The organism is Arsenophonus nasoniae DSM 15247 (assembly GCF_000429565.1).
GTDB classification, from domain to species: domain Bacteria; phylum Pseudomonadota; class Gammaproteobacteria; order Enterobacterales; family Enterobacteriaceae; genus Arsenophonus; species Arsenophonus nasoniae.
On record NZ_AUCC01000009.1, the window covers coordinates 22,067 to 47,813 of the forward strand.

The window sequence follows — 25,747 nt, forward strand, 5'->3', positions numbered from 1 at the left end:
AAAATGTCTATTAAATAGATTCTTTTACTCGATGACTTTTTTCCTCTGCCGGCAGAAATATATTTTTCTCTTCGGTAAAAATATTACCATAGTAAGAATCCAACATAATTTGTTTTAGTTCAGCGATCAAAGGAAAGCGAGGGTTCGCACCGGTACATTGATCATCAAAGGCATCTTCAGATAACTTATCAACTTTAGCTAAGAAATCCTTTTCTGCTACCCCAGCTTCACGAATAGATTTAGGAATGCCGAGCACAGTTTTAAGTGTTGCTAACCAATTAAGGAGTTTTTCAATTTTATTGGCTGTACGATCACCCGGTGAGGTTAGCCCTAAATGATCAGCAATTTCACCATAGCGACGACGAGCTTGAGGGCGATCATATTGGCTGAATGCTGTTTGTTTCGTTGGAATATCATTAGCGTTATAGCGAATGATATTTTCAATTAGCAGCGCATTAGCTAAGCCATGGGGTAAATGGAATTCGGAGCCTAATTTATGAGCCATTGAGTGGCAAACCCCTAAAAAGGCATTAGCAAAGGCAATACCAGCGATGGTTGCTGCATTATGCACTCGTTCACGGGCAATCGGATCCTTTGACCCATTTAGATAACTTGCTGGCAAATATTCTTTTAACAGCGTTAAAGCTTGCAAAGCTTGTCCATCAGAGTATTCACTTGCAAGAACTGAAACATAGGCTTCTAATGCATGGACAATCGCATCGAGTCCACCAAATGCAGTAAGTGATTTAGGCATATGCATGACCAGATTTGCATCAACAATTGCCATATTTGGCGTAATTGCATAATCAGCTAAAGGATATTTTTGACCAGTATCATCATCAGTAACAACAGCAAACGGTGTGACTTCAGAGCCCGTACCTGATGTAGTGGTGATAGCGACCATTTTGGCTTTAACACCCATTTTAGGGAACTTATGAATCCGTTTGCGAATATCCATAAAGCGTAAAGCAAGCTCTTCAAAATGGGTTTCAGGATGTTCATACATTACCCACATGATTTTAGCTGCATCCATAGGAGACCCGCCACCTAATGCGATAATCACGTCTGGTTTAAAGGTATGCATTAAAGCGGCACCTTTACGAACAATGCTCAGCGTTGGATCAGCTTCAACTTCAAAAAAGACTTCAGTTTCTACATTATAAGCTTTTAATACTTTAACGACTTCATCAACATAACCATTATTGAATAAGTAACTGTCAGTAACAATAAAAGCTCGCTTAGCCCCGTCCGTAGCAATTTCTTCCAGCGCGATTGGTAGGCAACCACGACGAAAATAGATAGAATTAGGCAGTTTATGCCACAACATATTTTCTGCTCTTTTCGCTACCGTTTTAGTATTAATTAGGTGCTTAGGTCCCACGTTTTCAGAAATAGAATTTCCACCCCAGGAGCCGCATCCTAATGTTAATGAAGGAGCTAATTTAAAATTATAAAGATCACCAATCCCACCTTGAGATGCAGGAGTATTAATTAAGATGCGTGCGGTTTTCATTTTTTCGCCGAAATAATTAACTCGTTCAGTTTGATTGTCCTGATCGGTATAAAGACAAGAAGTATGACCAATGCCTCCCATCTCAACCAATTTTTCTGCCTTTCCAACGGCATCAGCAAAATCTTTACTATGGTACATGGCAAGTAATGGTGAGAGTTTTTCGTGGGCAAAAGGTTCACTCTCATCTGTGGCTTTTACTTCCCCGATTAAAATTTTAGTGTTTAGGGGCACTTTTATGCCGGCTAGTTCAGCAATTTTTACCGCAGGTTGACCAACAATAGCGGCATTTAAATTACCATTTTTTAAAATAATATTTTGTACTGCTTTAAGCTCTTTACCTTTTAATAAGTAGCCACCATGAGTGACAAAACGTTCGCGTACTTGATTGTAAATTTCGTCCACAATGATAACAGATTGCTCTGAGGCGCAAATAACCCCATTATCAAAAGTTTTTGACATTAAAATTGAAGCAACTGCACGTTTAATGTCGGCAGAGCTGTCAATAACTACAGGTGTATTCCCCGCGCCTACACCGATGGCAGGTTTTCCTGAGCTATAGGCTGCTTTCACCATACCTGGACCACCGGTTGCTAAGATAAGATTAACATCGGGGTGATGCATCAACGCATTTGAAAGTTCGACGGAAGGTTCATCAATCCAGCCAATGATATCTTTTGGTGCCCCTGCAGCAACAGCAGCTTGTAAAACAATTTTGGCGGCCTTGTTAGTGGCTTTTTTTGCACGAGGGTGGGGGGAAAAAATAATACCGTTACGCGTTTTTAGACTAATTAAAGATTTAAAAATGGCTGTTGAAGTAGGATTAGTTGTTGGAACAATACCACAAATTAAACCAATAGGTTCAGCGATTGTTATAGTTCCAAAAGTAAGATCTTCTGACAGCACGCCACAAGTTTTCTCATCTTTATAGGCGTTGTAAATATATTCTGAGGCAAAATGATTTTTAATCACTTTATCCTCTATAATTCCCATGCCTGATTCTTCAACTGCTAATTTTGCTAAAGGGATGCGGGAATCAGCAGCTGCAAGAGCAGCGGCACGAAAAATTTTATCAACTTGAGCCTGGTTAAAATTGGCAAATTCTTGTTGCGCTTTTTTGACACGCGCAACAAGTTCATTGAGTTCAGTAACATTAGTTACAGACATAATGGTTACTCCTAATAAATGTTAAATTTTTTTAGTCAATTAGCCTAGATTAGGAGCAATATAATTAAATATGATGTGACATATTATATAAGTGCTGATTAGTTTTTTGTAAGCTAATTGACTTAAAAAATTCCATTATAAAAATAAATAAAAACGCTCATTATATTTATGAGTACTCAATAGATATATAGCTTACCATTTATAAATAGCGCTAAAGTGATCTTTATCAAAAAAAGTGCATACTGAATCAATTCAGTAATAAGTTATATAAGGATAATTTCAATTAGCAATATAAGTAAATAGCGAAAGTTAAGTTAGCAAAATTTCGTATAGCATCTAATTTAGAAACTTATTTTGTTATTGGATTTAGTTTTTAAATTTTAGCTAGATTAGTATGCTACGCTAAGATAAAGTGTTTTTCCTGCATAAGCTAAATATTATTTGTTATGAATAATTAATTTTTAGCGAAGCATTAATATTTGAGTGAGGGATACAATTGTGGTTGGTACTTTACTGGATCTGCCTAATTATATTAAGTTTTTTTTGGGGCTTTTTGCGTTAGTTAATCCGATAGGAATTTTGCCTGTATTTATTAGTATGACTAATTATCAATCTGTGACAGAAAGAAATCGAACTAATTTAGTAGCTAATTTTTCTGTGGCAATTATTTTATGTATTTCGTTATTGGTGGGTGAGGTTTTTTTTAAATTATTTGGTATTTTTATCGATTCTTTTCGTATCGCTGGTGGAATAGTTATTGCGGCCATTGCTATGTCTATGATTAGTGGTCGAATAGGTGAAGATAAGCAGAATAAACAAGAAAAATCAGAAAGTGTTATTCGTGATAGCATTGGTGTTGTTCCTTTAGCACTTCCATTAATGGCTGGGCCTGGAGCAATCAGTTCATGTATTGTCTGGTCTTCTCGCTGGTTGGGATGGCAAAATTTAGTTGGTCTATCGTTAACTTGTATCTTTTTCGCTCAGCAACAATTCTAGTTAAGTATTTAGGACAAACGGGCATTAATGTTATTACTCGTATTATGGGGTTACTATTAATGTCACTTGGAATTGAGTTCATCATCACAGGGACTAAATCAGTTTTTCCCGGATTACTTTAAACCCACAATAACATGATAACACAGTGATATTTATGATTTATTCACTAAATTCTGGGATATTGATTTGATATTGTTATAAAACCAAATATTAATAATTTTATTTCTCTAATGGTTGTAAATTTTATGGATTATTAATCCACTATAAAACTAATTTCGATAGATTAAAAAAACACGCGTTTGCTAAGATAACCATATCAATTTTAATTTATGTCTAATTTGGTGATTAATGTTTTAAAATTAAAACATTTTTTTGTTAGTAATCAATTTGATTATAACTCTTGTAGATGTAAGTTATGCTGGCTATTTGCAAAATGAATTAATTAGCCAGTTAACTGTGTGCACCATAATTTATGAAAAATTAGCCTTATTTTTCTAACTAAGATGTATATATGAATATCATTACCGGATTATTATGAAAAATGCTATTGGTTGATTTATTGGTATTCGCTTTTTAACAGAAATAATTTTTTGTGTCTTATCATTTTATAATAAAATTACAATAACGGACTAAAAAAATAGCAAATACGTTCGATAACACGGTTCCATAACGGGCGTTTATTCCAATTCTTCTGTATCAAAGGCGTAGAGCGAGCAATGTAATCGTATTGAACTAATATTAAATCGTTACCAAAACTTTTATCATCAATAACAACAGTAATTTCAAAATTAAGCCAAAGGCTTCTCATGTCTAAATTAACCGAACCGATTAGGCTTAACTCACCATCAATTGATAGGCTTTTAGTGTGTAAAAGCCCATCGTTAAATTGATAAATTTTAACACCGGCTTCTAATAATTCCGAATAGAATGCCCGGCTTGCCCACCGAACTAAAAAAGAATTATTTCGATTAGGGATGACCATTAATACTTCTACACCCCGCATTGCTGCAGTGCAAATAGCATGAATTAGATCATCACTGGGAACAAAGTAAGGGGTGGTTAGGATCAACTGCTTACGTGCAGAAAAAATAGCGGTTATTAAAGATTGTTGAATTAATTCTTCCGGGAAACCGGGCCCTGAAGCAATGACTTGGGTCGTATGACCACTTGCTTGTTCAAATGGCATAATATTGGTATCGGGAGGGGGAGGAAGAATGCGTTGACCTGTTTCAATTTCCCAATCAAACGCATATACAATGCCAAGTGTTGTTGAGACAGGTCCTTCCATCCGGACGACGATATCTACCCATTGCCCTACACCAGCATTTTGCTTAAAAAAGCGAGGATCAACCATATTCATACTACCAACATAGGAAATATAATTATCAATAATGATTATTTTTCGATGTTGGCGCAGATCCATGCGACGAAGAAAAAAGCGAAATAAATTTACTTTTAATGATTCTATTAATTCTATTCCAGCTTCTCGCATTTTTTTCGGTTGATGGCTATGAAAAAAAGACCAGCTACCGGCAGAATCAATCATAATTCGGCATTTTACACCACGCTTTGCCGCATTAATCAGGGCTTGCGTAACTTCATCAACTAATCCTCCGTCTTGCCAAATATAAAATACCATCTCGATATTGTAATGGGCTGCGTTAATATCACGTATGATAGTAGTCAAAGCGTCTTGATAATTGGTTAAAAGTTGAATTTTATTACCTTTAACGCCGCCAATTCCTTGTCTTTTTTCGCAGAGTTCAAATAAAGGTTCAGCCACTCGGCTGTTACTTTTACAAAAAATATGTTTTGATTGTTTGAGTTTTTCAAGCCAGGTTTCAACTGAAGGCCACATCCTCTTTGCTTTCATTACTCGTCGTTTGCCAAGGTGTAACTCACCAAAAGCCAGATATGCAATAACGCCAACTAGTGGAATAATATAAATAATCAATAGCCAGGTCAGGGCCGAAGTAACCGGACGTCGTTTTAATAAAATGCGTATAGTAACCGTGGCTATCATTAGCCAGTACAAAAAAAGTAAAGCCCAGTTCAATAATATATAGACAGTTGCCATAGGCAAAGATGTTCCTATCATAGAGTTAGTTAAATACTCTTAATTATCTGGTTATTCACTATAGCAAAATAAAATTTGTTATGAATATTAAAAGTATCATTTTTAGCATACGTGAGAGTAATTTAATGTATTTTATGAATATTTTAATTATTTTTATATTTTTTTGGCTGCGTGCATGGACAATAATTTGTCAAATCAACGAGTCAGTTAGTATTTTATACAACAAATGTTAAGTTCGGTTATTACTAAATGAACAAATACATTAATAATTGGTGAATTTTTATGATTTTTTATGTTGATGTCGTTAATTAAAAATTCGATCACTGCCTAATTTTATCCACCGCTAGATACTTTTTTAATCTTAGCAGACTATCCTTATTGAATATGATTGCTATTTGCATTTAGAATGCAACTTATTTATTTGCTTAATTTAAGAAAGAATTTTCTCATGCGTTGGATCCGTTCGGCATCATTTATTGCTTTATCATTATTTCTACATGCTTCGTTAGCAGTATCTTGGCTTTTATTGCAGCCTATGTTATCGGCTTCGACAGCTAAATCTATGTCAGTATCTATGGTTACCTTGGCTGCACCAGATGGTATTAGCCAGTCGGTAAAGATCGCTGATAATAAACCAGAAGGGGCTATAAAGCCTAAAATAGAGTCTGATGTTGAACCCAAATTGGCATTACCAGTGAAAAAGAAGGTCATGCAGAAAAAGTCGATTGTTAAACAAAATTCTAAATCTAAGCAGTTAGTAGAACGCCAAATTAAAAAAACCATTGTCGAACAGTCAAATCAACAACAAGCTAATATAAGCGATGATAATATTGGTGTTAATAACAATCAGCAGGCTAGCCAAATGGCTTCGCCACCATTTGCTATAGAAGGACCTAAGGCATTGAGAATTCAACATCCCGATTATCCCGATCGCGCTCGTAAACTCGGTAAAGAAGGTTACGTAAATGTTCAATATGATATTGATGAAAATGGCAGAGTCGTGAATTTAGAAGTGATTGATTCATCACCTAGAGGTATGTTCGAACGTGAAGTTAAACGCGCGATGAATCGTTGGTACTATGAAAAAATTCCGGCTAAGGGATTAAAAAAGACATTCCTTTTTAAAATTGATGGTTCAATTAATCTTTCTTAGAGTGGTTTAATTATAAAATTTGCTTGAAGGTCAAAATAAATTGGCCTGTTAAAACTGATCAAGAGGAAGTTACGTTATCGGAGGTAGGTAATTGGTAATGACGTTTATCTTCAGGTAAGCAACGGGGAGAGTTATCCTCATTAACGGCGACATAAGTAAAAATGGCTTCTGTAGCTCGATAATGTTGGCCTACTGGTTCACTAGCAACTTTTTTGACCCAAACTTCAATATTTATGGTGATAGAAGTGTTACCTGTTTTAATGCAATGAGCATAACAACATATCACATCGCCGACTGAGACTGGTTTTTGGAACGTAATCCCATTGACGGCCACCGTAACAACACGACCAAGTGCGATTTCTTTAGCTAGAATTGCGCCGCCAATATCCATTTGCGACATTAGCCACCCGCCAAATATATCACCGTTAGCATTTGTATCGGCAGGCATTGCTAATGTACGGAGAACTAATTCCCCTTGTGGTAATTGTTGTTGTGTCATGAAAAATTTACTTCTGTTATTTGCCACAATATACCTATTGGAAATAGGTATACTTTATTATCATATCGATTACTTTTGTTCTTTAGGAAGATGTTTATAGATATACACCATACTAAGTATTGTAAATATTAGCGTGACTGCAGTCAAACCAAAAACTTTAAAATTAACCCAGATGTCCTGAGGTAGCCAAAAGGCAACATAAATATTAACCAGCGCACAGATGGCAAAAAAGATGGCCCATGACAGATTTAATTTATACCAAATTTCATTAGCTAAATGGATCTCTTTACCCAGCATTCTTTGAATTAATGGTTTTTGGGTAAAATACTGGCTGACTAATAATGCTAATGAAAAAATAGCGTAAATAACCGTCACTTTCCATTTAATAAAAAGATCACTATGGAAAATCAACGTCAATCCGCCAAAAATTATCACGATTACTAAAGTAATTAACGAACTTTTCTCAATTTTTTTATAGATAAGATAGATGGCCAGCATAGATAAAGCGGTTGCAACCATCAATGCGCCAGATGCGTAAAAAATATCTACTTTTTTATATACAATAAAGAAAACAATGAGAGGAATAAAATCTAATAGTTGTCTCATAAGGGCGCTTGTCCTGATCCTTTTCGAATAAATTATAAAATATCATATTGCCAATTTGTTTTATATTATATTACCTTATTTGATAAAATGTTACACGGTTAGTAGGCGTAAATTTTTATCGATAAAATTATCTTCTGAGCAATGAAATTCACGAGTTAAGCTATTGAAGTAATTAGCTGGTTATTATGAATTAAATGAAATTTGAGCCAGAATATTAGTTCGACGATAGATGATTATTTTTTTAAGTTGATAATAAAACCTTACCACGGTATCAAATGGCAAATAATAACCGTGGTATTTTTATCTGCTTAATTTGTTGTTTTTCCGATTAACATGTAGAGACGGAAAAAATAAATCAAAGTAAAAGAGGTAAGTAAATTATTTAATGTAAAAGAAATAATATTATTCACCATACCCGGCAAAAAACGAAATTGTCCAAGTAGCATAGTAAGTAACATTTGTAATGCTAACCAAAGTAATAAAATTGATAGAATTAACCACCAATGACGAAAGGCTATTTTCCAACTTTGACTAATAGCGCGTAGCGGCATGATGTTTTTACTGGTGATTAAAATAATGGGTGATAAGGAAAAACCGATAGCTAAAATGACACCCGGTAGTATGGATAGCATAAAACCAAAATAAATGATAATAGTGCATATAACTAGCAAAATTAACATGCTAGGTAATATACGTAACGAAAGTATAAAAGCCTGCAATGCACTGATGCTATTGCCAGTACTAAGTTCTGACAAATAAGTAACTACTGAAGAAATTAATAATATTAATCCGATAAAAACTGCAGTCAATGAGAGTAGTGAAACTCTCATCATTATCGCTTTTTCTTCATCGGATAGTTGGCTTACCCAGGTTAAAAGTGAAGTTGAGTCATTTTGACCACCTAGGGTTTTAACAATAGTTACCATTTCATCGATAGGTACCAGAAAATAATAGAGTATTAGACTGATGGTAGCTGAAATGAATGACAGGATAAAAAGGCCGCTCAGCTGATTTTTAAAAAAATTAAAGCTATCGCTGATAAGTGAGTTGGCCGTAATGGACATGAAAACTGCTCCTATAACTGGTTTTTATCATCATATTCTCGTTGCATAGTGTAACTGACCGTGACGAGAGCGTATAGCTTTTCTATGGTAAAGCTATTGCGATATCAGTAAATTTTGTGGTTATTCTATAAGTAAGGATAAAATATTAAAAAAGAATTATATTTATATTATAGTAATTTTGGATATAGCAATATAATTATTCAGTTAAATAATTGATATATTATAATCATTTGGTAATGAAAAGTGATTGTTTTATTATCTAATTAGAGGGGGTAAGGATGGCAAATTATATTTATCTCAGCCCCAATAGGGGCTGAAGGCTAAAACAATCATCGTATTTTCATCGAATCGATAACTGACTGCACACCTGCTACACCTTGTGTTACTTGCACTGCACGTTGTGCGTCGTGCGTCGGCACGCGAACTAACAAAGCCACTCAATTGCACACGTCCTTTAAAAGTTTCAACATTGATTTGGGTTGATTTCAGGTTTTTTTCTGCCAATAATGCCGTCTTCACTTTAGTTGTAATAACGGTGTCATCGATATATCCACCAGTTCCTTCTGTTTTTGCTGTTGGAGCACAAGCAGAAAGGAATAATGCCATAAATAACACGGTACAAAGCGCTGTCATTGATTTAAGATATTTCATTATTCAATTCTCCATCAATACGAGGGTTATTTTTATTTATCTTTTATGAATGCTAAATGAGTATTTTCATTGCAGTCAATATACTGATTATTGATGAAATAGGGATAAATTACAAATGAATAGCTGGCACTCGTAGCGACACGTTAGTTACAATTGCTTATTAGAATCGAAAATTAGTAATTGTAAAAATAACTAGGCTATCCAGTCTTTGTTCAAATCGTTTTGAAATGTCTATTTGTGGGTAGCCATTTTCATCTGTGAAACAAACTGTTTTAATTTGGTCAATAATGCATCAGGTTGTTGATGATAAGTTTCAATTAATTTAACCACGGCTGAACCAGATATTGCACCAGCTACACCATTTTTGATTGCATCAGTGACTTGTTTCGCTTCAGCAATACCAAAACCCAAGAGGGGCGGGGCGGCATGATAGTCTTGTAATTTGGTGAGTAAATGGCTAACAGGAATATTGGCTTTTTTTTCTGTGCCCGTTACACCTGAACGCGAGAGTAAGTAAGTATAGCCACGACCATATAAAGCAATTTTGCGTAAAAGCTGCTCATCTGCATTAGGCGGACAAATAAATATCGGTGCAATATTGTGTCGCAGTGCCGAAATACGAAAGGGGTCGGACTCATTCATGGGCACATCAGCGATTAAAACGGAGTCGATGCCGCTATGCTGACATTTGGCATAAAAGTTATCAATGCCATTACTAAAAACCAGATTAGCATAAACTAATAGGCCAATAGGAACCAAAGGGTGCTTTTCACGAATCTGTGATAATAGTTCAAAACAACGGGTTGGCGTAATGTTGGCATTAAGGGCGCGTAAATTCGCCTTTTGAATAGTTGGACCATCAGCTAGAGGATCAGAAAAAGGAATACCAATCTCTAACGCATCGGCTTGTGCTTCAATTAATGTATCAATAATTTTTAGCGATAGTTCGGCATTAGGATCGCCTAAGGTGACAAATGGAACGAATGCTCCCTGATTTTTATCATGTAAGTGCTTAAATAATTGCTGATAACGCTCCATTAGATCTCTCCTTTGGCTTGCAAAATAGGATGTACAGTATAAATATCTTTGTCGCCACGGCCGGAGAGATTAACAATTAGTAATTGTTCTTTTTCTGGGGCTGCCTTGATCATTTTCAAGGCATAAGCCAGGGCGTGTGACGATTCCAAGGCTGGAATAATACCCTCATGAGTGGATAATTTTTTAAATGCAGCTAATGCTTCATCATCGGTAATCGAGACATAATCAGCTCGGCCAATACTATTTAAATAAGCATGCTCAGGTCCTACAGAGGGAAAATCGAGTCCAGCTGAGATAGAATAAGACTCTTTAATTTGTCCTTCATCGGTTTGGATGATAGGCGATTTCATGCCAAAGAAGATGCCAAGCTGTCCATGCTTTAACGCTGCACCATGAGAGCCGGTGTCAATACCCAACCCGGCCGGCTCAACCCCAATTAAACGCACATTTTGCTCAGGTTTAAAAGCTGTGAATAAGCCAATGGCATTAGAGCCACCACCGACACAAGCGATTACCGCATCGGGTAATCGTCCTTCTTTGGCTAAAATTTGTGCTTTAGCTTCATCACCAATCATACGTTGAAACTCTCGTACCAGCGTAGGATAGGGATGAGGCCCGGCAGCGGTGCCAAGTAAATAGTGTGCTTGGTGATAGCTGCCTGACCAATCTCTCAATGCTTCATTGCAAGCATCTTTTAAGCTAGCTGAACCATTATTTACCGCAATAACGGTTGCTCCCATCAATTTCATACGAAATACATTAGGTGATTGGCGTTGGATATCTTTTTCCCCCATATAAATACGACATTTTAGCCCTAATAATGCACAGGCTAGGGCTGTGGCCACGCCATGTTGTCCGGCTCCGGTTTCAGCAATAATCTCAGTTTTGCCCATCCTTTTTGCCAATAAAGCTTGGCCTAATACTTGATTTGTCTTATGGGCACCACCATGCAATAGATCTTCTCGTTTTAGATAAAGTTTAGTTTTAGTCCCCAGAGTTAAATTGCGACACAGCGTTAAGGCAGTGGGGCGGCCAGCGTAATTTTGTAATAGATCGTTAAACTGTTGTTGAAAGTTATTATCTTCCAGTGCTTCGATAAAAGCCTGTTCAAGTTCGTTAAGTGCAGGAATAAGAATCTCTGGCACATATTGGCCACCAAATTGGCCAAAGTAGGGATTGAATTTCTTCATTAATTTATTCCACTAATCTAAGCATTAATTGTTACGCTTATAAATAATTAAACAATTTTTCAAAAATAATCTGTAACTTATGGCAACTTTTTATGCCCGGCTGGTGTTCAGCACCAGAATTGAAATCAAGACCTCTACAGCCTAACGCCGCCGCTTGTTGGCAGTTGTTGGCATTCAGTCCACCAGCTAACATAATTTGCTCAAGATGATCTAAGGGGAGTTTTGACCAATCAAAGGTTTTACCTGTGCCACCTTCACCGTGATCAAGTAGATAACGATCGATATTGTTTAAGTTGAAACTAATTGCTGTTTTGCTCATATTTACTGCTTGCCATATTTCACAATTTGCTGGTAATAAGGTACGCAGTTGTTGAAGATCAGCAGCAGTTTTATCACCATGTAGCTGGACGGCAAATAAGCTCAGTTTATGACTGATTTCAGCAATAAATGAGTTAGCTTGATGTTGAAAAACGCCAACATAGTTAAGAGGGGCTGCCTTTATAATGGTTTGGGCTTGCTGAAGGGTTACTTTTCGCGGTGATTTATCTGCAAAGATCAAACCACCATAAATCGCCCCGACTTGATAAGCACATTGTGCATCTTGTGGGCGAGTGAGGCCACAGACTTTATTGTCACCAATAATTAGCCGCCGGATAGCTAACATTAAGTTTTCCTCACCCATTAATGCGCTGCCGATCAAAAAACCATCAACTTGTTTGCTCAATTGACGGATTTGTTGGTGGTTATGAATACCTGATTCACTAATAACTAATGTTTTGGCGGCTAATTGTGGCGCAAATTGTTTAGTGCGATTTAAATCCGTTGACAGATCGTGAAGATCACGATTATTGATACCGACAATGTTAGCTTTTAACCTAATCGCCCGCTTTAATTCTTGTTCGTTACTCACTTCAGTGAGAATGCCCATCTTTAACTTATCTGCCAGGGCGGCTAAAGATAAATAGGTCTGATTATCTAATATAGATAGCATTAATAAAATAGCGTCTGCCTGGTAAAAGCGAGCTAAATAGATTTGGTAGGGATCAATAATGAAGTCTTTGCACAAAATCGGTTGTGGCACAGTGTTACTCACCAAGCGTAAATAGTCAAAACTGCCGTGAAAATATTTTTCATCCGTCAATACTGATATTGCTGTCGCATAATTTTGGTAATCTTTAGCAATTTGCACCGGATCAAAGTGATGACGAATAATGCCTTTCGATGGTGAAGCTTTTTTACATTCTAGAATAAATGCCAACTTGGTTTGTGCAAGAGCAGCAAAAAAATTGCGCTCACTGGATTTAACTTGCGCAATAAAGCTAGCTAATGGTTGCTTTAATTTTCTTGCTGCTAGATAGGTCACTTTATCAGCAACAATTTTTTGTAAAATAGTCGCTTGCATTAATGAAACTTCCTCCTATTTGCTAGCGCGGTTAGCCGTTGATAGGCTTTGCCGCTACGAATAACCTGTAGAGCAAAGTCGGTATTGGTTTTTAGATCTTCATGGTTATTAAGCTTCATCAGTAATGCAACATTGGCAGCCACAGTGCAGGTATGGGCGGCTTTTCCATGACCCTGTAACAACGTGGTAATAAGTTGATGATTTTTATCAACGGAACCGCCAATCAATTCTGACAAACAATAGCTTGGTAAACCAAAATCTTGCGCAGTGAGTTGGTAAGTTAAAATTTCATTCTGATTTAATTCGGCGACTTGAATAGGCCCATGTAATGCGACTTCGTCTATTCCACCGCTGTGTACAACGGCTGCTCGTTTATATCCTATTAATTGCAGAGTCTTAGCAATAGGTATAATAAGCCTAGGGTCATAAACACCAATAAGTGAAATTGGCGGTTTAGCCGGATTAATTAGCGGGCCAAGAATATTAAAAAGAGTGCGAGTTTTTAATTGACTACGTATCGGGGCGGCATGGCTAAATCCCTGGTGATATTGTGGCGCGAATAAAAAACATATACCAATCTCATCTAAAGCACGTCGTGCAGAGCTTGGTGTCATATCGAGCGGAATGCCAAAAGATGCCAGTAAATCAGATGACCCCGTACGACTTGATATACTACGATTGCCATGTTTAGCTACTTTTAAACCACACTCGGCGGCAACAAAAGCACTGGCAGTGGAAATATTGATACTATTACTGTGATCACCGCCAGTACCCACGATATCGCAGAAATCGTAATTAGGTCGAGGAAAAGGTTGCGCGTTTTCTAAACAAGCTAACGCGGCACCAACAATTTCATTAGGCTCTTCTCCCCGCATTTTCATGCTAATCAATGCACCCGCTAGTTGAGACTCCGTTAATTCACCTCGCATCATAATACTGAAAAGTAAATGACTTTCTTGTTGAGTAAGTACTTGTGCATTAAATAATTTATCCAAGATAAATTGCATTTTGCTGCTCCTTAATTTAATGCCCATAATAGGGTTTGGCTTAATAAAGGGGTTCCCTCTGGAGTTAAAATCGATTCAGGATGGAATTGAAATCCGCAGGCTTTATGTTGGCTATGACGTATGGCCATTACTGCACCTTGGCAGTGAGCATTAATGATCAAATCAGTAGGAATTTTTTCACCAATCAGAGAATGGTACCGTGCAATTGGTAGTGGATTTGTTAGATGACGGAACATAAATTGGTTATCATGCGTGGCGAAAGATGATTTGCCATGTATGATCTCTTTCGCAGATGAAACTTTTCCGCCATAAGCTTCAATAATGGCTTGATGGCCAAGGCAAATACCAATTACTGGAATTTTACCAAGTACTGATGGCAGCAGTTTAGGCATACAGCCAGCATCAGCTGGTTTACCGGGGCCGGGTGAGAGTATCAGTACCGGCGAAGACATTCTTTTAAGCTGCTGTTCAATGATGGATTTAGGCAGTGAATTGCGATAGATAGTGACTTTATGACCTAATACTCTTAATTGATCGACCAAGTTATAAGTAAAAGAATCAATATTATCAAGTAGTAAAATATTAGCCATTAGCATACCTCTAGAGTTTGATGAGATTGCATAATGGCGTTGATAACCGCCTGAGCTTTATTGCGCGTCTCGTCCGTTTCAGATTGCGGATCCGAATCTAATACCACGCCAGCGCCGACTTGAACAGTGGCAATGCCATCTTCTATATAAGCGGCACGAATAACAATACAGGTATCAAAATCCCCATTGCCCTTGAAATAGCCAATTGAGCCACCATAGCTGCCCCGATTCTCTTTTTCATAGTCAGCAATAAGTGTCATTGCTTTGATTTTAGGCGCGCCGGTTAAAGTCCCCATATTCATACAGGCTTGATAAGCATGTAATACATCCAGATCAGTCCTTAGTTTGCCAACCACCCGAGAAACAAGGTGCATAACATGGGAATAACGATCAACAGCAGTTAACTTGGCAACATATCGACTACCAGGCTGACAAATACGCGCTAAGTCATTACGAGCCAAATCAACTAACATAATATGTTCAGCGAGTTCTTTCTGATCGGTTCGCAGCGCAAGTTCAATTTTACTGTCTAGATCAGCATCTATTTCGCCTAACCCATTGCGTCCTCTTGGCCGAGTTCCGGCGATTGGATATAGTTCAATTTGCCGATTTTTGGCATCATACTTAAGTGCGCTTTCAGGCGATGCGCCAAATAGAGTAAATTCCTGATCTTGCATATAAAACATGTAAGGACTGGGATTTTGTATTGTAAGGCGTTGATAGGCACTTAATGGTGCGGTACATGGCAACATAAATTTACGTGAAGGTACTACTTGAAAAATATCACCTTGATAGATGTATTTTTTTAATTTTTCAACCATCCCGCTATATTCGCTATCGTTTTTATTGACTATTAAAGATGTTGATACCTCAGCGCCAATAGGTAAGGAAAATAATGGTTGCTGAGTTGCGGTAATAATTGCTTGATGACGGTTAAAAAGCGTATTAGCAATAGATTGTTTTGCTGAAAATTGGCAGCTTATGAGTTTTGCAGATTGTTGTTGATGATCGATGACAAGATAATGTTCAGCTAAATAGAGACAGTAATCCGGACAACGATTTGATTTTGCTACAGGTGGTAAATTTTCAAAATGAGCCACTAAATCGTAGGAGAATAAGCCTGCTAATAGAATTTTTTCTGCATCAATGGTGTTTTGTTTGGCTAAATGATGAATCAAACGTAAGGCATCAAAAGATGAAGTTGCTTTTAATCGGCTATCTTCGTCAAGATGGGGTTCAATTTGCGGATAATTAACGATTAATTGACCATCAGACACGATCTTTTCTAATTCACTCGGTAATGCGATGTCGATATAGCTTAATAGCGCATTTCCATTTGTGCTTAGAGAGGTAAAAGTAACTTGCTGTTGGTTGGAGGTAATTCGTAATGTACTATTAACAATCAAGATACTTTGTAGATTTTGCTTATTATTAACGGCAGCAGATTCTAATAATAAAGTGCCAGGGCGATTGTTGCATAAATGATGAAACAACAGACAAGGTTCAGGCTGATAATTAATCCTATTCTCTAATATGCGAAAAGTTGTTTGATTGACCGCTATGTTTTCCATATTAATTGCCTTTCATATTTATATTCATTGGCTATAAAAAAACCCGCTTCATGGCGGGTTTCGATCTGGTGTTGCGTTATTTATTCACGCACAAGAAGAAACCACCCATTTAAGGGAATTGCGCCACCAACGAACTTTAGCGATGATAAAAAATACCAATGTCATTTTTGTTCTTCCTCGCAATGTGTCATGATAGATTAGCTATATTGCCATCCACTGCACTAGTAAACTAGATCATTAGGGTTGTGTCAAGTGATTTATGCCACACAATGAATTTTTTCTATAATTGTTAGCAGTAAAATGAGGGTAAAACTTTGGTACAAAACAATGAGACGCTATCTGTTATTTATGATCTACATAGTCATACAAAAGCTTCTGATGGTGATCTTACACCCGTAGAGTTAGTTGATAGAGCAGTATTAATGGGGGTTGATGTATTAGCGATCACTGATCATGATACGGTAAATGGAATTTTGCCGGCATGGCAATATATTGATGAAAAAAATAAGCCGCTAACATTAATTACTGGTGTAGAAATTTCCACGCTTTGGCAAAAGATTGAAATTCATATTTTAGGTCTTAATATTAATCTGGATGCAAGCTGTCTTAAACATTTACTTGCAATGCAAACGGCAAGACGTAATCAACGTGGGGAAAAAATTGGCGATAAATTAGAAAAATTCGGTATTCCTGATGCTTGGTTAAATGCTAAAGCCTATGCAGCAGGGGGGCAGGTAACACGTAGCCATTTTGCTCGTTACATCATGGATTATGCTAAACAAAAAAGTATCGGTCATGTTTTTAAAAAATATTTAACGCGCGGTAAACCTGGTTATGTTCCCGCTGATTGGTGTGAGCTTGATGAGGCAATAGAAGTTATTCATCAAGCGGGTGGCGTTGCCGTCTTAGCACATCCTGGTCGTTACTCACTATCAGCAAAATGGCAAAAAAGGTTAGTTTTATATTTTAAACAGCAACAAGGTGATGCAATTGAAATTGCTCAATGCCAGCAGTCGCCTGATGAACGAAAAAATTTAACTGAATTAGCTAAACTACATGGTTTATATGCTTCGGTTGGTTCTGATTTTCATCGTCCTTGTGCTTGGACTGAGCTAGGTAGAAATCTTTGGCTACCAGCAGGTGTTGTTCCCGTTTGGCAAATGTGGCGATGAAAATAGGCAATTATCATACTAGTTTAGATATTATATAGTAAGCGCTTTATTTATATTGATAACTTAATTTTCAAGTTTAATTATATAGAGATCATTCATGGGACAATCTTTGCAAATTCACCCACAAAATCCGCAACCTCGCTTAATTAGCCAATGTGTAAATATATTAAACAAAGGCGGTATTATTGTTTATCCAACTGATTCTGGTTATGCAATTGGCTGTAAGTTAGATAATAAAAACGCTCTTACGCAAATTTGTCGCTTACGTCAATTGGATTCTCGTCACAATTTTACCTTGATGTGTCGTAATTTATCCGAAATAGCTGAATATGCTTATCTTGATAATCCTGTATTTCGAATGATTAAAAATAGTACACCCGGTCATTACACTTTTATCTTACGCGCAACAAAAGAAGTTCCACGTCGGATTATGAATAAAAAACGTAAGACAATAGGGATACGTTTACCTAGTAATCCAATTGCAAAAGATCTGCTTAACGGAATAGGCGAACCTTTACTATCGACTAGCTTAATATTGCCAGGTGATGATTTTGCCCAATCTTCAGCCGAGGAGATCGAAAGTTTAATTGGTGAACAAGTTGATTTGATTATAAATGGCGGTTATTTAAGTGAAAAATCAACCACGGTTGTTGATTTAACGGAGAGTACCCCAAATATTATTCGGGTTGGAATGGGCAGCCTAACGCCGTTTGAATAAAAAAAGTACGGGTGAGGATATTAGAAAAACTGTGTATAATAATCACAGTTTATTTTTTTAAGTTATTTTTATGATTATGACGCCTGTGAAGGTGACACAAGAGGTTTACGCTATGAGCGTTAAAAAGCAGAAAAGTGAAAAGTTACAAAAAGTTCTTGCACGTTGTGGTTATGGTTCGCGCAGGGAAATAGAAAGTTTTATTCAATCTGGCAGGATCAGTGTTGATGGTCAATTAGCGACGTTGGGTGACCGAATAGAAGTTAAGGCTAACACCAAAATTCGCTTAGATGGTCATCTGTTGCGGATCAAGGAAGCAGAGAAAAGCATTTGTCGGATATTAGCTTATTATAAGCCAGAAGGTGAGCTATGTACTCATCATGATCCAGAAGGACGTCCAACCGTATTTGATCGCTTACCAAAATTAACAGGTTCGCGCTGGATTGCGATAGGGCGCTTAGATGTCAATACGTGTGGTTTATTATTATTTACCACAGATGGAGAACTGGCTAATCGTTTGATGCATCCACGTCATGAGGTTGAACGTGAATATGCGGTTCGTGTTTTTGGTGAAATTAACGATGCTAAAATTCGTCAATTGACCAAAGGTGTTCAGCTGGAAGATGGTGAAGCTAGTTTTAAGACCTTAAAGTTTCGTGGCGGAGAAGGCATGAATCAATGGTTTAATGTTACTTTAACTGAAGGCCGTAATCGTGAAGTAAGGCGTTTATGGGAAGCCGTAGGTATTCAAGTCAGCCGTTTGATCCGTGTTCGTTATGGTGATATTTATTTACCAAAAGGATTACCCAGAGGAGGATGGACGGAATTAGGTTTAGTACAGATTAATTATTTGCGTCAACTGGTTGGTCTTAGTGATGAAACAGCCAGTAAGATAGCAGTTGAGCAAGATAGACGTCGTATTAAAGCAAATCAGATCCGTCGTGCTGTAAAACGCCATACTCAAGTTTCTTCGATGCGGGTAGCAAATAAACGAGCTACTGGAGCGGCTAAGGGGCATAATAAGCCTGCGCGTAAAGTATAATATAAAATTAAAGGTAATATTAGAGTCTAATTTAGCTACCTAATATTTGTTTAATAGATAAAAATAGTGCTATATAAATACTTTTAATTTAATTGAGAAGAACCTCAAAATAAGCTGCTTTCATTAGGTTAACTTGATTAGAGGGTTGAAATTTTATATGCCACGATTTTGGCAAATTATCGCTAACAGCTTATTTGTATTGCTGTTAGCAAGTTGTGATGAACGACAATTAACCAATTCAGCTGATGGGAAATTTTACATAAGTCATAATAACAAGGATGCACTTTATTTTAAGATTGATAATCATCCTGTTAAACTTGTTCAAGGAGAGATTAAACAAGTTGATTTAGCATCGGGCAAGCATACGATTGAATATCCTATTGGCGAAAAAACTGAATTTATCATTTACCCTGGTAACCAGGGTGGAATTATTAATCCTACCCAACAATATTATTATGCTTACAGCTCGGTTTTCAAAGAAATCATTTCTAACCAATTGCTTTCTTTAAAGTATAATCAAATTGTTGTTGAGGGAATAAAAGTAAAGGGTCCAATATTAAGTAGTAATGCCTTACTTATTGATAATAATGTTTTTAAATGTGATTACCCTATAGGCGCATCCTTTCTGAATGTTTTAGCCTTAAATAAAAGCAAACAATCATATAGTCATGTGGAAACAAAATGTTTCACTAAAGAGGAGTTTATTGATTTTTTGTCAGTAGTCGGTTCAAAAGTTAATAATATTCAAATTGTTGATAAAGGCCTAAACGAACAAAATACGGTAACTCATTCATTTGAATATGCACTTCCAATTGCACATTTTAATAATTATTCTTTACAATCTTATGCTAATAAAATTGTTGAAATTGTTGATAATTTTAAAAACATCAGTAATGTAGAGTCTAAAGCGCAACTTTATGAAGAATATTATCAATATCTTTACAATATGGCGAAAGTGTATAGCACTTTTCATTTGGGGCAGAATAAGCATGATCGTGATGAATATTCTGCTTTTATTAATCAAACAAATATGATTTTTAATGCAGGGATATTAAAGCGTCGCCCAGCAAATACCTACAAAGCTCACTAATTGAGTAATGACTTTGTTTGATAATTAGTGACATTACTCATTATCAATTTTTTTGCTTTTCGCTTTTATACGCCAATATTATAATAGGCAACGCCTGGTTTACGATTTGGCTGTGCATCGAAACTTATGCCTGATTCCTTGATACTGTCTTCTCCCATAAGATAAAGATATAGCGGCATAATTTCTTGCGGGGTCTTTAGCTTCATAGGATCCTCTGAGGGAAACGCGTCTGCTCTCATTTGCGTTCTTGTTCCTCCGGGATTAATGCAATTAACCCGTAAGTTAGTCTCTTTATATTCATCAGATAATACCTGCATTAGACCTTCCGTTGCGAATTTGGAAACCGAGTAGGCCCCCCAATTAGCTCGCCCTCGTCTGCCAACGCTTGATGTAGTAAATATTAAGGAACTATTTGGTGCTTGTAAAAGCAGTGGTAGCAGCGCTTGTGTTAGCATGAAAGTTGCATTAACGTTTACTTGCATAACGTCGTGCCAGAGTTTTATGGGTTGATCAATAATCGGTGCAATTTTTCCTAATATGCTTGCATTATGTAATACACCATCAAGATAGGTATAATTTTGATTAATATCGGTTGCTAATTCATGGCATTGTGATTCGGTTATTGTTAACAAATCAAGGGGATAAATAGAAACTGAAGGTATAAATTTGCTATTAGAAATAATTTCCTGTTTAACGTGTTCTAGTTTTGCCAGTGTTCTACCGACTAAAATAAGATTGGCGCCATAAGATGAATAAGTTAATGCTGCTTCACGTCCAATGCCATCGCCTGCGCCTGTAATTAGAATGTTTTTTTGGTTAAGTAGATCAGCTTTAGCTTGGTAATGTAACATGATATTTTCCTACTTTTGATTATTCAAATTTATTAATGAGAGTTATAAGCACTTTATCAAGTTTTTAGTTACAATACTCCCATTGTTTATATTCTGTAAATAAGGATAAAATTGTGGAATTTCTTTCATCGTATGGATTATTTGTTGCTAAAATAGTTACAGTTGTTATCGCTATTATATTGATTTCAATGGTTATTTTTAGTTTTGCGCTGCGTAAACAGAACAAAAAAGGTGATTTAAAACTTATTGATTTAAGTGAAGCTTATCGCGAACGTCAGCGTGAAATGCAACAGGTTAAGATGAGTGATGCCGAATATAAAGTTTGGTTAAAAACCTATAAGAAACAACGAAAAATTGAAGAAAAAAAGCAGAAAGCGGATGCGAAAGTTGGTCAAACAACGCTAAAAAAACCTTGTCTTTTTGTAATTGATTTTAAAGGCAGCATGAATGCCCTGGAAGTCAATGCACTACGTGAGGAAATTACTGCAATTCTATCAATTGCTGATAACAAAGATGAGGTTTTATTGAGGCTTGAAAGTCCAGGTGGTGTTGTGCACGGCTATGGTTTAGCTGCCTCTCAACTAAACCGTTTACGAGAAAAAGGCCTGAAATTAATTGTTTCGGTGGATAAAGTAGCAGCAAGCGGTGGTTATATGATGGCTTGTGTTGCCGATCATATTGTGGCGGCTCCTTTTGCCATTATTGGCTCTATCGGTGTGGTTGCTCAAGTACCCAATTTTCATCGATTACTGAAGAAAAAGGATATTGATGTAGAATTGCATACCGCTGGAGAATATAAACGCACACTAACGTTGTTAGGTGAAAATACCGAGCAGGGACGCAAGAAGTTTGTACAAGATTTAAATGAAGCACATCAATTATTTAAAGATTTTGTGCATCAAAAACGCCCAGCCCTTGATATCAATGCGGTGGCAACCGGTGAGCATTGGTATGGTGTCCAAGCGAAGGAAAAAGGCTTAATTGATGAGATAGGCGTTAGTGATGACATTATCATTAATCAAATTGAAGCCCGAGAAATTATTGCAGTGACTTATACGCCTGCAAAACGTTTTGTTGATCGCTTAATGGGCAGCATGATAGAAAATGCAGATAAGTTGTTAATACGCTGGTGGCAAAGAGGACAGAAACCACTATTTTGAATTAAGAATAAGAAATAAATACCGGCGTTTTCAGCCGGTATTTTTATAACATGATGGTTAAAATTTAATTATTCTATTGCAAATAAAATATTAATTAATTACTTAAAAACATAATAAATAATTTTATATACCATCATTAAGCTATTTTATTTGGAAATTAATTTCTTTCTAAAAATTTATTTATTTATCTGTTTGAACTAGGTTTCTGATACTTTTTATATAATTTTATTGATTTTTTTTATAATGTATTCATAACTTATTGAAGTAATTTTTGGTGTTATAAGAATAGCAGTGAATAAAATAAGTGGTTGCGCATCATTTTTTATCAGGTAGAGTGTAGGCTTTTTATTACTTACTATGCTTTACTTTTGTCATGCTTTTACTGACAAAATTGTATTATTGAATCTGATTACAGTATGAATTAACAAAGGTTTTTATCTTTATGGCAAAGTATTTAAGCAAAAAAAAGTTGATATATTGTAAATCTGACGCAATATAAAAAGAGATTTCATTTCATCTGGCTGGAAAGCCAGTACGCTTAGACAATATTTTAGGTAAAGATAACTATGGGTAAAGCTCTTGTTATTGTGGAGTCCCCGGCAAAAGCTAAGACGATTAATAAATATCTTGGTAGCAACTACGTTGTTAAAAGCAGCGTAGGGCATATACGTGATTTGCCAAAAAGTGGTGGTTCCAGCTCACAAAAGAATACAAACTCAGCCAATAAGGTTAAAAAAGTAAAAAAAGATGAACATGAGGCGCTTGTAAATCGAATGGGAGTTGACCCATATCATGGGTGGAAAGCTAATTATCAAATTTTACCTGGCAAAGAAAAAGTCGTTGCTGAATTAAGATCGCTCGCTTCTGACGCTGAACATATCTATCTAGCAACGGATCTCGATCGTGAGGGGGAAGCGATTGCCTGGCATTTGCGAGAAGTGATTGGCGGCGATAATCAACGCTTTAGTCGAGTAGTTTTTAATGAAATTACTAAAAATGCGATTAAGCAGGCTTTTGATAAACCCGGTGAATTAAATATTGATCGTGTTAATGCTCAACAAGCTCGGCGTTTTTTAGATCGGGTTGTTGGTTACATGGTTTCACCTTTATTATGGAAAAAAATTGCTCGTGGTCTTTCTGCTGGTCGTGTTCAATCAGTCGCTGTGCGTCTGATTGTTGAACGAGAACGAGAAATTAAAGCATTTGTTCCACAAGAATATTGGCAGCTCCATGCCGAATTACTTACCGTTGATACGGCATTAATTCGACTGGAGGTCACGCACGAAAAGGGTAAGCCGTTTAAACCCGTCACCAAAGCACAAATTGATGCTGCTGTTGCATTATTAAAAGATGCACACTACCAGGTAGTAGATCGCGAAGATCGACCCACAATTAGTAAACCTAGCGCTCCCTTTATTACCTCAACGTTGCAACAAGCAGCAAGCACACGTCTAGGCTTTGGTGTTAAGAAAACCATGATGTTGGCACAGCGGCTTTATGAAGCAGGCTATATTACCTATATGCGTACTGACTCGACTAACTTAAGTCAGGATGCGTTAACTATGGCTCGCGATTATATTGAGCATAAATTTGGCAAAAAATATCTACCTAAACAGGCAAATGTCTATACCAATCAAAAAAGTTCTCAAGAGGCACATGAAGCTATTCGTCCTTCTAATATTGACATTGATATTGACGCGCTAAAAGAGATGGAGGCGGATGCTAAAAAATTATATCAGCTAATTTGGAACCAATTTGTTGCTTGTCAGATGACACCGGCAGAATTTGATTCAACAACATTAACCGTTAAAGCTGGAGATTTTGAGTTGAAGGCTAAAGGGCGTATTTTACGTTTTGATGGCTGGACCAAAGTTATGCCTGCATTACGCAAAGGTGATGAAGATAAAATATTATCAATGGTTAAAGTTGGTAATCAGCTTGAATTGGATAAATTGTCTCCCAGCCAACATTTTACTAAACCTCCTGCGCGTTTTAGCGAAGCTTCACTGGTTAGAGAACTAGAAAAGCGTGGAATTGGCCGGCCATCAACCTATCCGGTTATAATTTCAACTATCCAAGATCGTGGCTATGTAAAAGTTGAAAATCGCCGTTTTTATGCAGAAAAAATAGGTGAAATAGTTACTGATCGATTAGATGAAAATTTTAGTGAATTGATGGACTATGATTTTACTGCTCGCATGGAAGATCAGCTTGACTTAATAGCAGAAGATCGTATTGAGTGGAAGCGTGTTTTAGATGAATTTTTTGCTGCTTTTACTAAGCAGCTTGAAAGCGCCAACAAGGCACCTGAAGAAGGCGGTATGCGACCCAATCCGATGGTATTAACATCGATTGAATGTCCCGACTGTCACCGAAAAATGGGAATTAGAACTGCTTCTACGGGTGTTTTTCTTGGATGTTCTGGTTATAGCTTACCAGCAAAAGAGTGTTGCAAAAAAACAATTAATTTAATTCCAGAAGATGAATTATCAAATATTCTGGTAGGAGAAGAAGAGGATGTAGAAACACATGCTTTGCGAGCCCGCCGGAGATGTCCTAAATGCGGCACCGCAATGGATAGTTACCTTATTGACAATAAACGTAAATTACATGTATGTGGTAATAATCCAGTATGTAATGGTTATGAAGTTGAAGAAGGTGAATTTCGTCTTAAAGGCTATGATGGACCAGTTATTGAATGCGATAAATGTGGCTCAGAAATGCATCTGAAAATGGGACGCTTTGGCAAATATATGGGATGCACGAATGACGCTTGTAAAAATACTCGTAAGATTTTAAAGAGTGGTGAAGTGGCTCCGCCTAAAGAAGATCCTATTCCACTGCCAGAATTAGTTTGTGAAAAATCGGATGCTTACTTTGTATTAAGAGACGGAGCGGCGGGAATATTTTTGGCTGCTAACACTTTTCCAAAATCAAGAGAGACTCGCGCACCATTGGTTGAAGAGTTGGTGCGTTTTAAAGATCGTTTGCCCGTCAAATTTAGTTATTTAACCTTAGCGCCACTGGTAGATCCTGAGGGTAATAAAACAATTGTTAGATTTAGTCGTAAGACCAAACAACAATATATTTCCTCAGAAAAAAATGGTAAAGCGACTGGCTGGAGTGCATTTTATATTGATGGTAAATGGATAGAAAAAAACAAATAAAAAGTTATCTGCTTCCTATAATTAAACAA

General features: G+C 36.7%; 19 protein-coding genes, 2 pseudogenes and 1 other annotated feature. Of the genes and pseudogenes, 8 read left to right on the forward strand and 13 right to left on the reverse strand.

The annotated features are described in order from the left end of the window. Positions 1 to 10 precede the first annotated feature (10 nt). Complete coding sequence (adhE, locus tag G468_RS0103735) at positions 11 to 2,677, reverse strand: bifunctional acetaldehyde-CoA/alcohol dehydrogenase (RefSeq protein WP_026821974.1); 2,667 nt, start codon at positions 2,675 to 2,677, stop codon at positions 11 to 13. 483 nt (positions 2,678 to 3,160) lie between these two features. Here adhE and G468_RS19600 point away from each other — a divergent pair. Further along, positions 3,161 to 3,795, forward strand: a pseudogene (locus G468_RS19600) (YchE family NAAT transporter). 494 nt (positions 3,796 to 4,289) lie between these two features. Here G468_RS19600 and cls read toward each other — a convergent pair. Then, a complete protein-coding gene (gene cls, locus G468_RS0103745; protein WP_026821975.1) occupies positions 4,290 to 5,750 on the reverse strand; it encodes a cardiolipin synthase in 1,461 nt (486 codons plus the stop codon). Positions 5,751 to 6,198: 448 nt separating this feature from the next. On the opposite strand from cls, the gene G468_RS0103750 reads away from it, so the two are divergent. After that, on the forward strand, positions 6,199 to 6,903 hold the full coding sequence (locus G468_RS0103750) for a TonB family protein (RefSeq protein ID WP_026821976.1): 705 nt from the start codon (positions 6,199 to 6,201) through the stop codon (positions 6,901 to 6,903). 58 nt (positions 6,904 to 6,961) lie between these two features. On the opposite strand, the gene yciA is transcribed toward G468_RS0103750, so the two are convergent. The 10 genes and pseudogenes from yciA to G468_RS0103800 form a co-directional block, all read right to left on the reverse strand. Continuing rightward, positions 6,962 to 7,402, reverse strand: coding sequence for an acyl-CoA thioester hydrolase YciA (gene yciA / locus G468_RS0103755; RefSeq protein ID WP_026821977.1), 441 nt, complete (start codon positions 7,400 to 7,402; stop codon positions 6,962 to 6,964). A gap of 69 nt (positions 7,403 to 7,471) precedes the next feature. Next, entirely contained in the window at positions 7,472 to 8,008 is a 537-nt protein-coding gene (locus G468_RS0103760) for a septation protein A (protein ID WP_026821978.1), read from the reverse strand. A gap of 308 nt (positions 8,009 to 8,316) precedes the next feature. Beyond that, a complete protein-coding gene (locus G468_RS0103765) occupies positions 8,317 to 9,072 on the reverse strand; it encodes a YciC family protein (RefSeq protein WP_026821979.1) in 756 nt (251 codons plus the stop codon). 329 nt (positions 9,073 to 9,401) lie between these two features. Next, positions 9,402 to 9,723: pseudogene (locus G468_RS19605) on the reverse strand (BON domain-containing protein). A gap of 231 nt (positions 9,724 to 9,954) precedes the next feature. Further along, a complete protein-coding gene (trpA, locus tag G468_RS0103775; RefSeq protein ID WP_026821980.1) occupies positions 9,955 to 10,761 on the reverse strand; it encodes a tryptophan synthase subunit alpha in 807 nt (268 codons plus the stop codon). Next, on the reverse strand, positions 10,761 to 11,951 hold the full coding sequence (gene trpB, locus G468_RS0103780; protein WP_026821981.1) for a tryptophan synthase subunit beta: 1,191 nt from the start codon (positions 11,949 to 11,951) through the stop codon (positions 10,761 to 10,763). The genes trpA and trpB overlap by 1 nt, the downstream gene beginning before the upstream one ends. 37 nt (positions 11,952 to 11,988) lie before the next feature. Beyond that, positions 11,989 to 13,353, reverse strand: a complete 1,365-nt coding sequence (gene trpCF / locus G468_RS0103785) for a bifunctional indole-3-glycerol-phosphate synthase TrpC/phosphoribosylanthranilate isomerase TrpF (RefSeq protein WP_026821982.1) — start codon at positions 13,351 to 13,353, stop codon at positions 11,989 to 11,991. Continuing rightward, positions 13,353 to 14,360 (reverse strand): anthranilate phosphoribosyltransferase, encoded by a 1,008-nt coding sequence (trpD, locus tag G468_RS0103790; RefSeq protein WP_026821983.1) that lies wholly within the window; start codon positions 14,358 to 14,360, stop codon positions 13,353 to 13,355. Before trpD ends, trpCF begins: the two co-directional genes overlap by 1 nt. 11 nt (positions 14,361 to 14,371) lie before the next feature. Continuing rightward, the gene (locus G468_RS0103795; RefSeq protein WP_026821984.1) at positions 14,372 to 14,950 is read right to left on the reverse strand and encodes a glutamine amidotransferase-related protein; all 579 of its coding nucleotides are present in this window, start codon (positions 14,948 to 14,950) and stop codon (positions 14,372 to 14,374) included. Then, entirely contained in the window at positions 14,950 to 16,521 is a 1,572-nt protein-coding gene (locus G468_RS0103800; RefSeq protein ID WP_026821985.1) for an anthranilate synthase component 1, read from the reverse strand. The genes G468_RS0103795 and G468_RS0103800 overlap by 1 nt, the downstream gene beginning before the upstream one ends. Before the next feature lie 33 nt (positions 16,522 to 16,554). Further along, positions 16,555 to 16,656, reverse strand: a sequence feature (Trp leader region). A gap of 179 nt (positions 16,657 to 16,835) precedes the next feature. Between G468_RS0103800 and rnm the strand changes: the two genes are divergently transcribed. The 4 genes from rnm to G468_RS0103820 all read left to right on the forward strand — a co-directional run bounded on the left by rnm (position 16,836) and on the right by G468_RS0103820 (position 20,540). Then, complete coding sequence (gene rnm / locus G468_RS0103805) at positions 16,836 to 17,693, forward strand: RNase RNM (protein ID WP_026821986.1); 858 nt, start codon at positions 16,836 to 16,838, stop codon at positions 17,691 to 17,693. 97 nt (positions 17,694 to 17,790) lie between these two features. After that, on the forward strand, positions 17,791 to 18,411 hold the full coding sequence (locus G468_RS0103810; protein ID WP_026821987.1) for an L-threonylcarbamoyladenylate synthase: 621 nt from the start codon (positions 17,791 to 17,793) through the stop codon (positions 18,409 to 18,411). A gap of 112 nt (positions 18,412 to 18,523) precedes the next feature. Beyond that, positions 18,524 to 19,450 (forward strand): 23S rRNA pseudouridine(2605) synthase RluB, encoded by a 927-nt coding sequence (gene rluB, locus G468_RS0103815; RefSeq protein ID WP_026821988.1) that lies wholly within the window; start codon positions 18,524 to 18,526, stop codon positions 19,448 to 19,450. 157 nt (positions 19,451 to 19,607) lie between these two features. Then, positions 19,608 to 20,540 carry a hypothetical protein gene (locus G468_RS0103820; protein ID WP_026821989.1) on the forward strand — a complete coding sequence of 311 codons (933 nt, stop codon included), beginning with the start codon at positions 19,608 to 19,610 and terminating at the stop codon, positions 20,538 to 20,540. Between the two features lie 65 nt (positions 20,541 to 20,605). Here the strand turns inward: G468_RS0103820 and G468_RS0103825 are convergent, their stop codons facing one another. Then, positions 20,606 to 21,391, reverse strand: coding sequence for a YciK family oxidoreductase (locus tag G468_RS0103825; RefSeq protein ID WP_026821990.1), 786 nt, complete (start codon positions 21,389 to 21,391; stop codon positions 20,606 to 20,608). Positions 21,392 to 21,504: 113 nt separating this feature from the next. Between G468_RS0103825 and sohB the strand changes: the two genes are divergently transcribed. Both sohB and topA read left to right on the forward strand, forming a co-directional pair. Continuing rightward, positions 21,505 to 22,551, forward strand: a complete 1,047-nt coding sequence (sohB, locus tag G468_RS0103830) for a protease SohB (RefSeq protein WP_026821991.1) — start codon at positions 21,505 to 21,507, stop codon at positions 22,549 to 22,551. A 566-nt stretch (positions 22,552 to 23,117) separates the two neighbouring features. Next, entirely contained in the window at positions 23,118 to 25,718 is a 2,601-nt protein-coding gene (gene topA / locus G468_RS0103835; RefSeq protein ID WP_026821992.1) for a type I DNA topoisomerase, read from the forward strand. Positions 25,719 to 25,747: the final 29 nt, after the last annotated feature.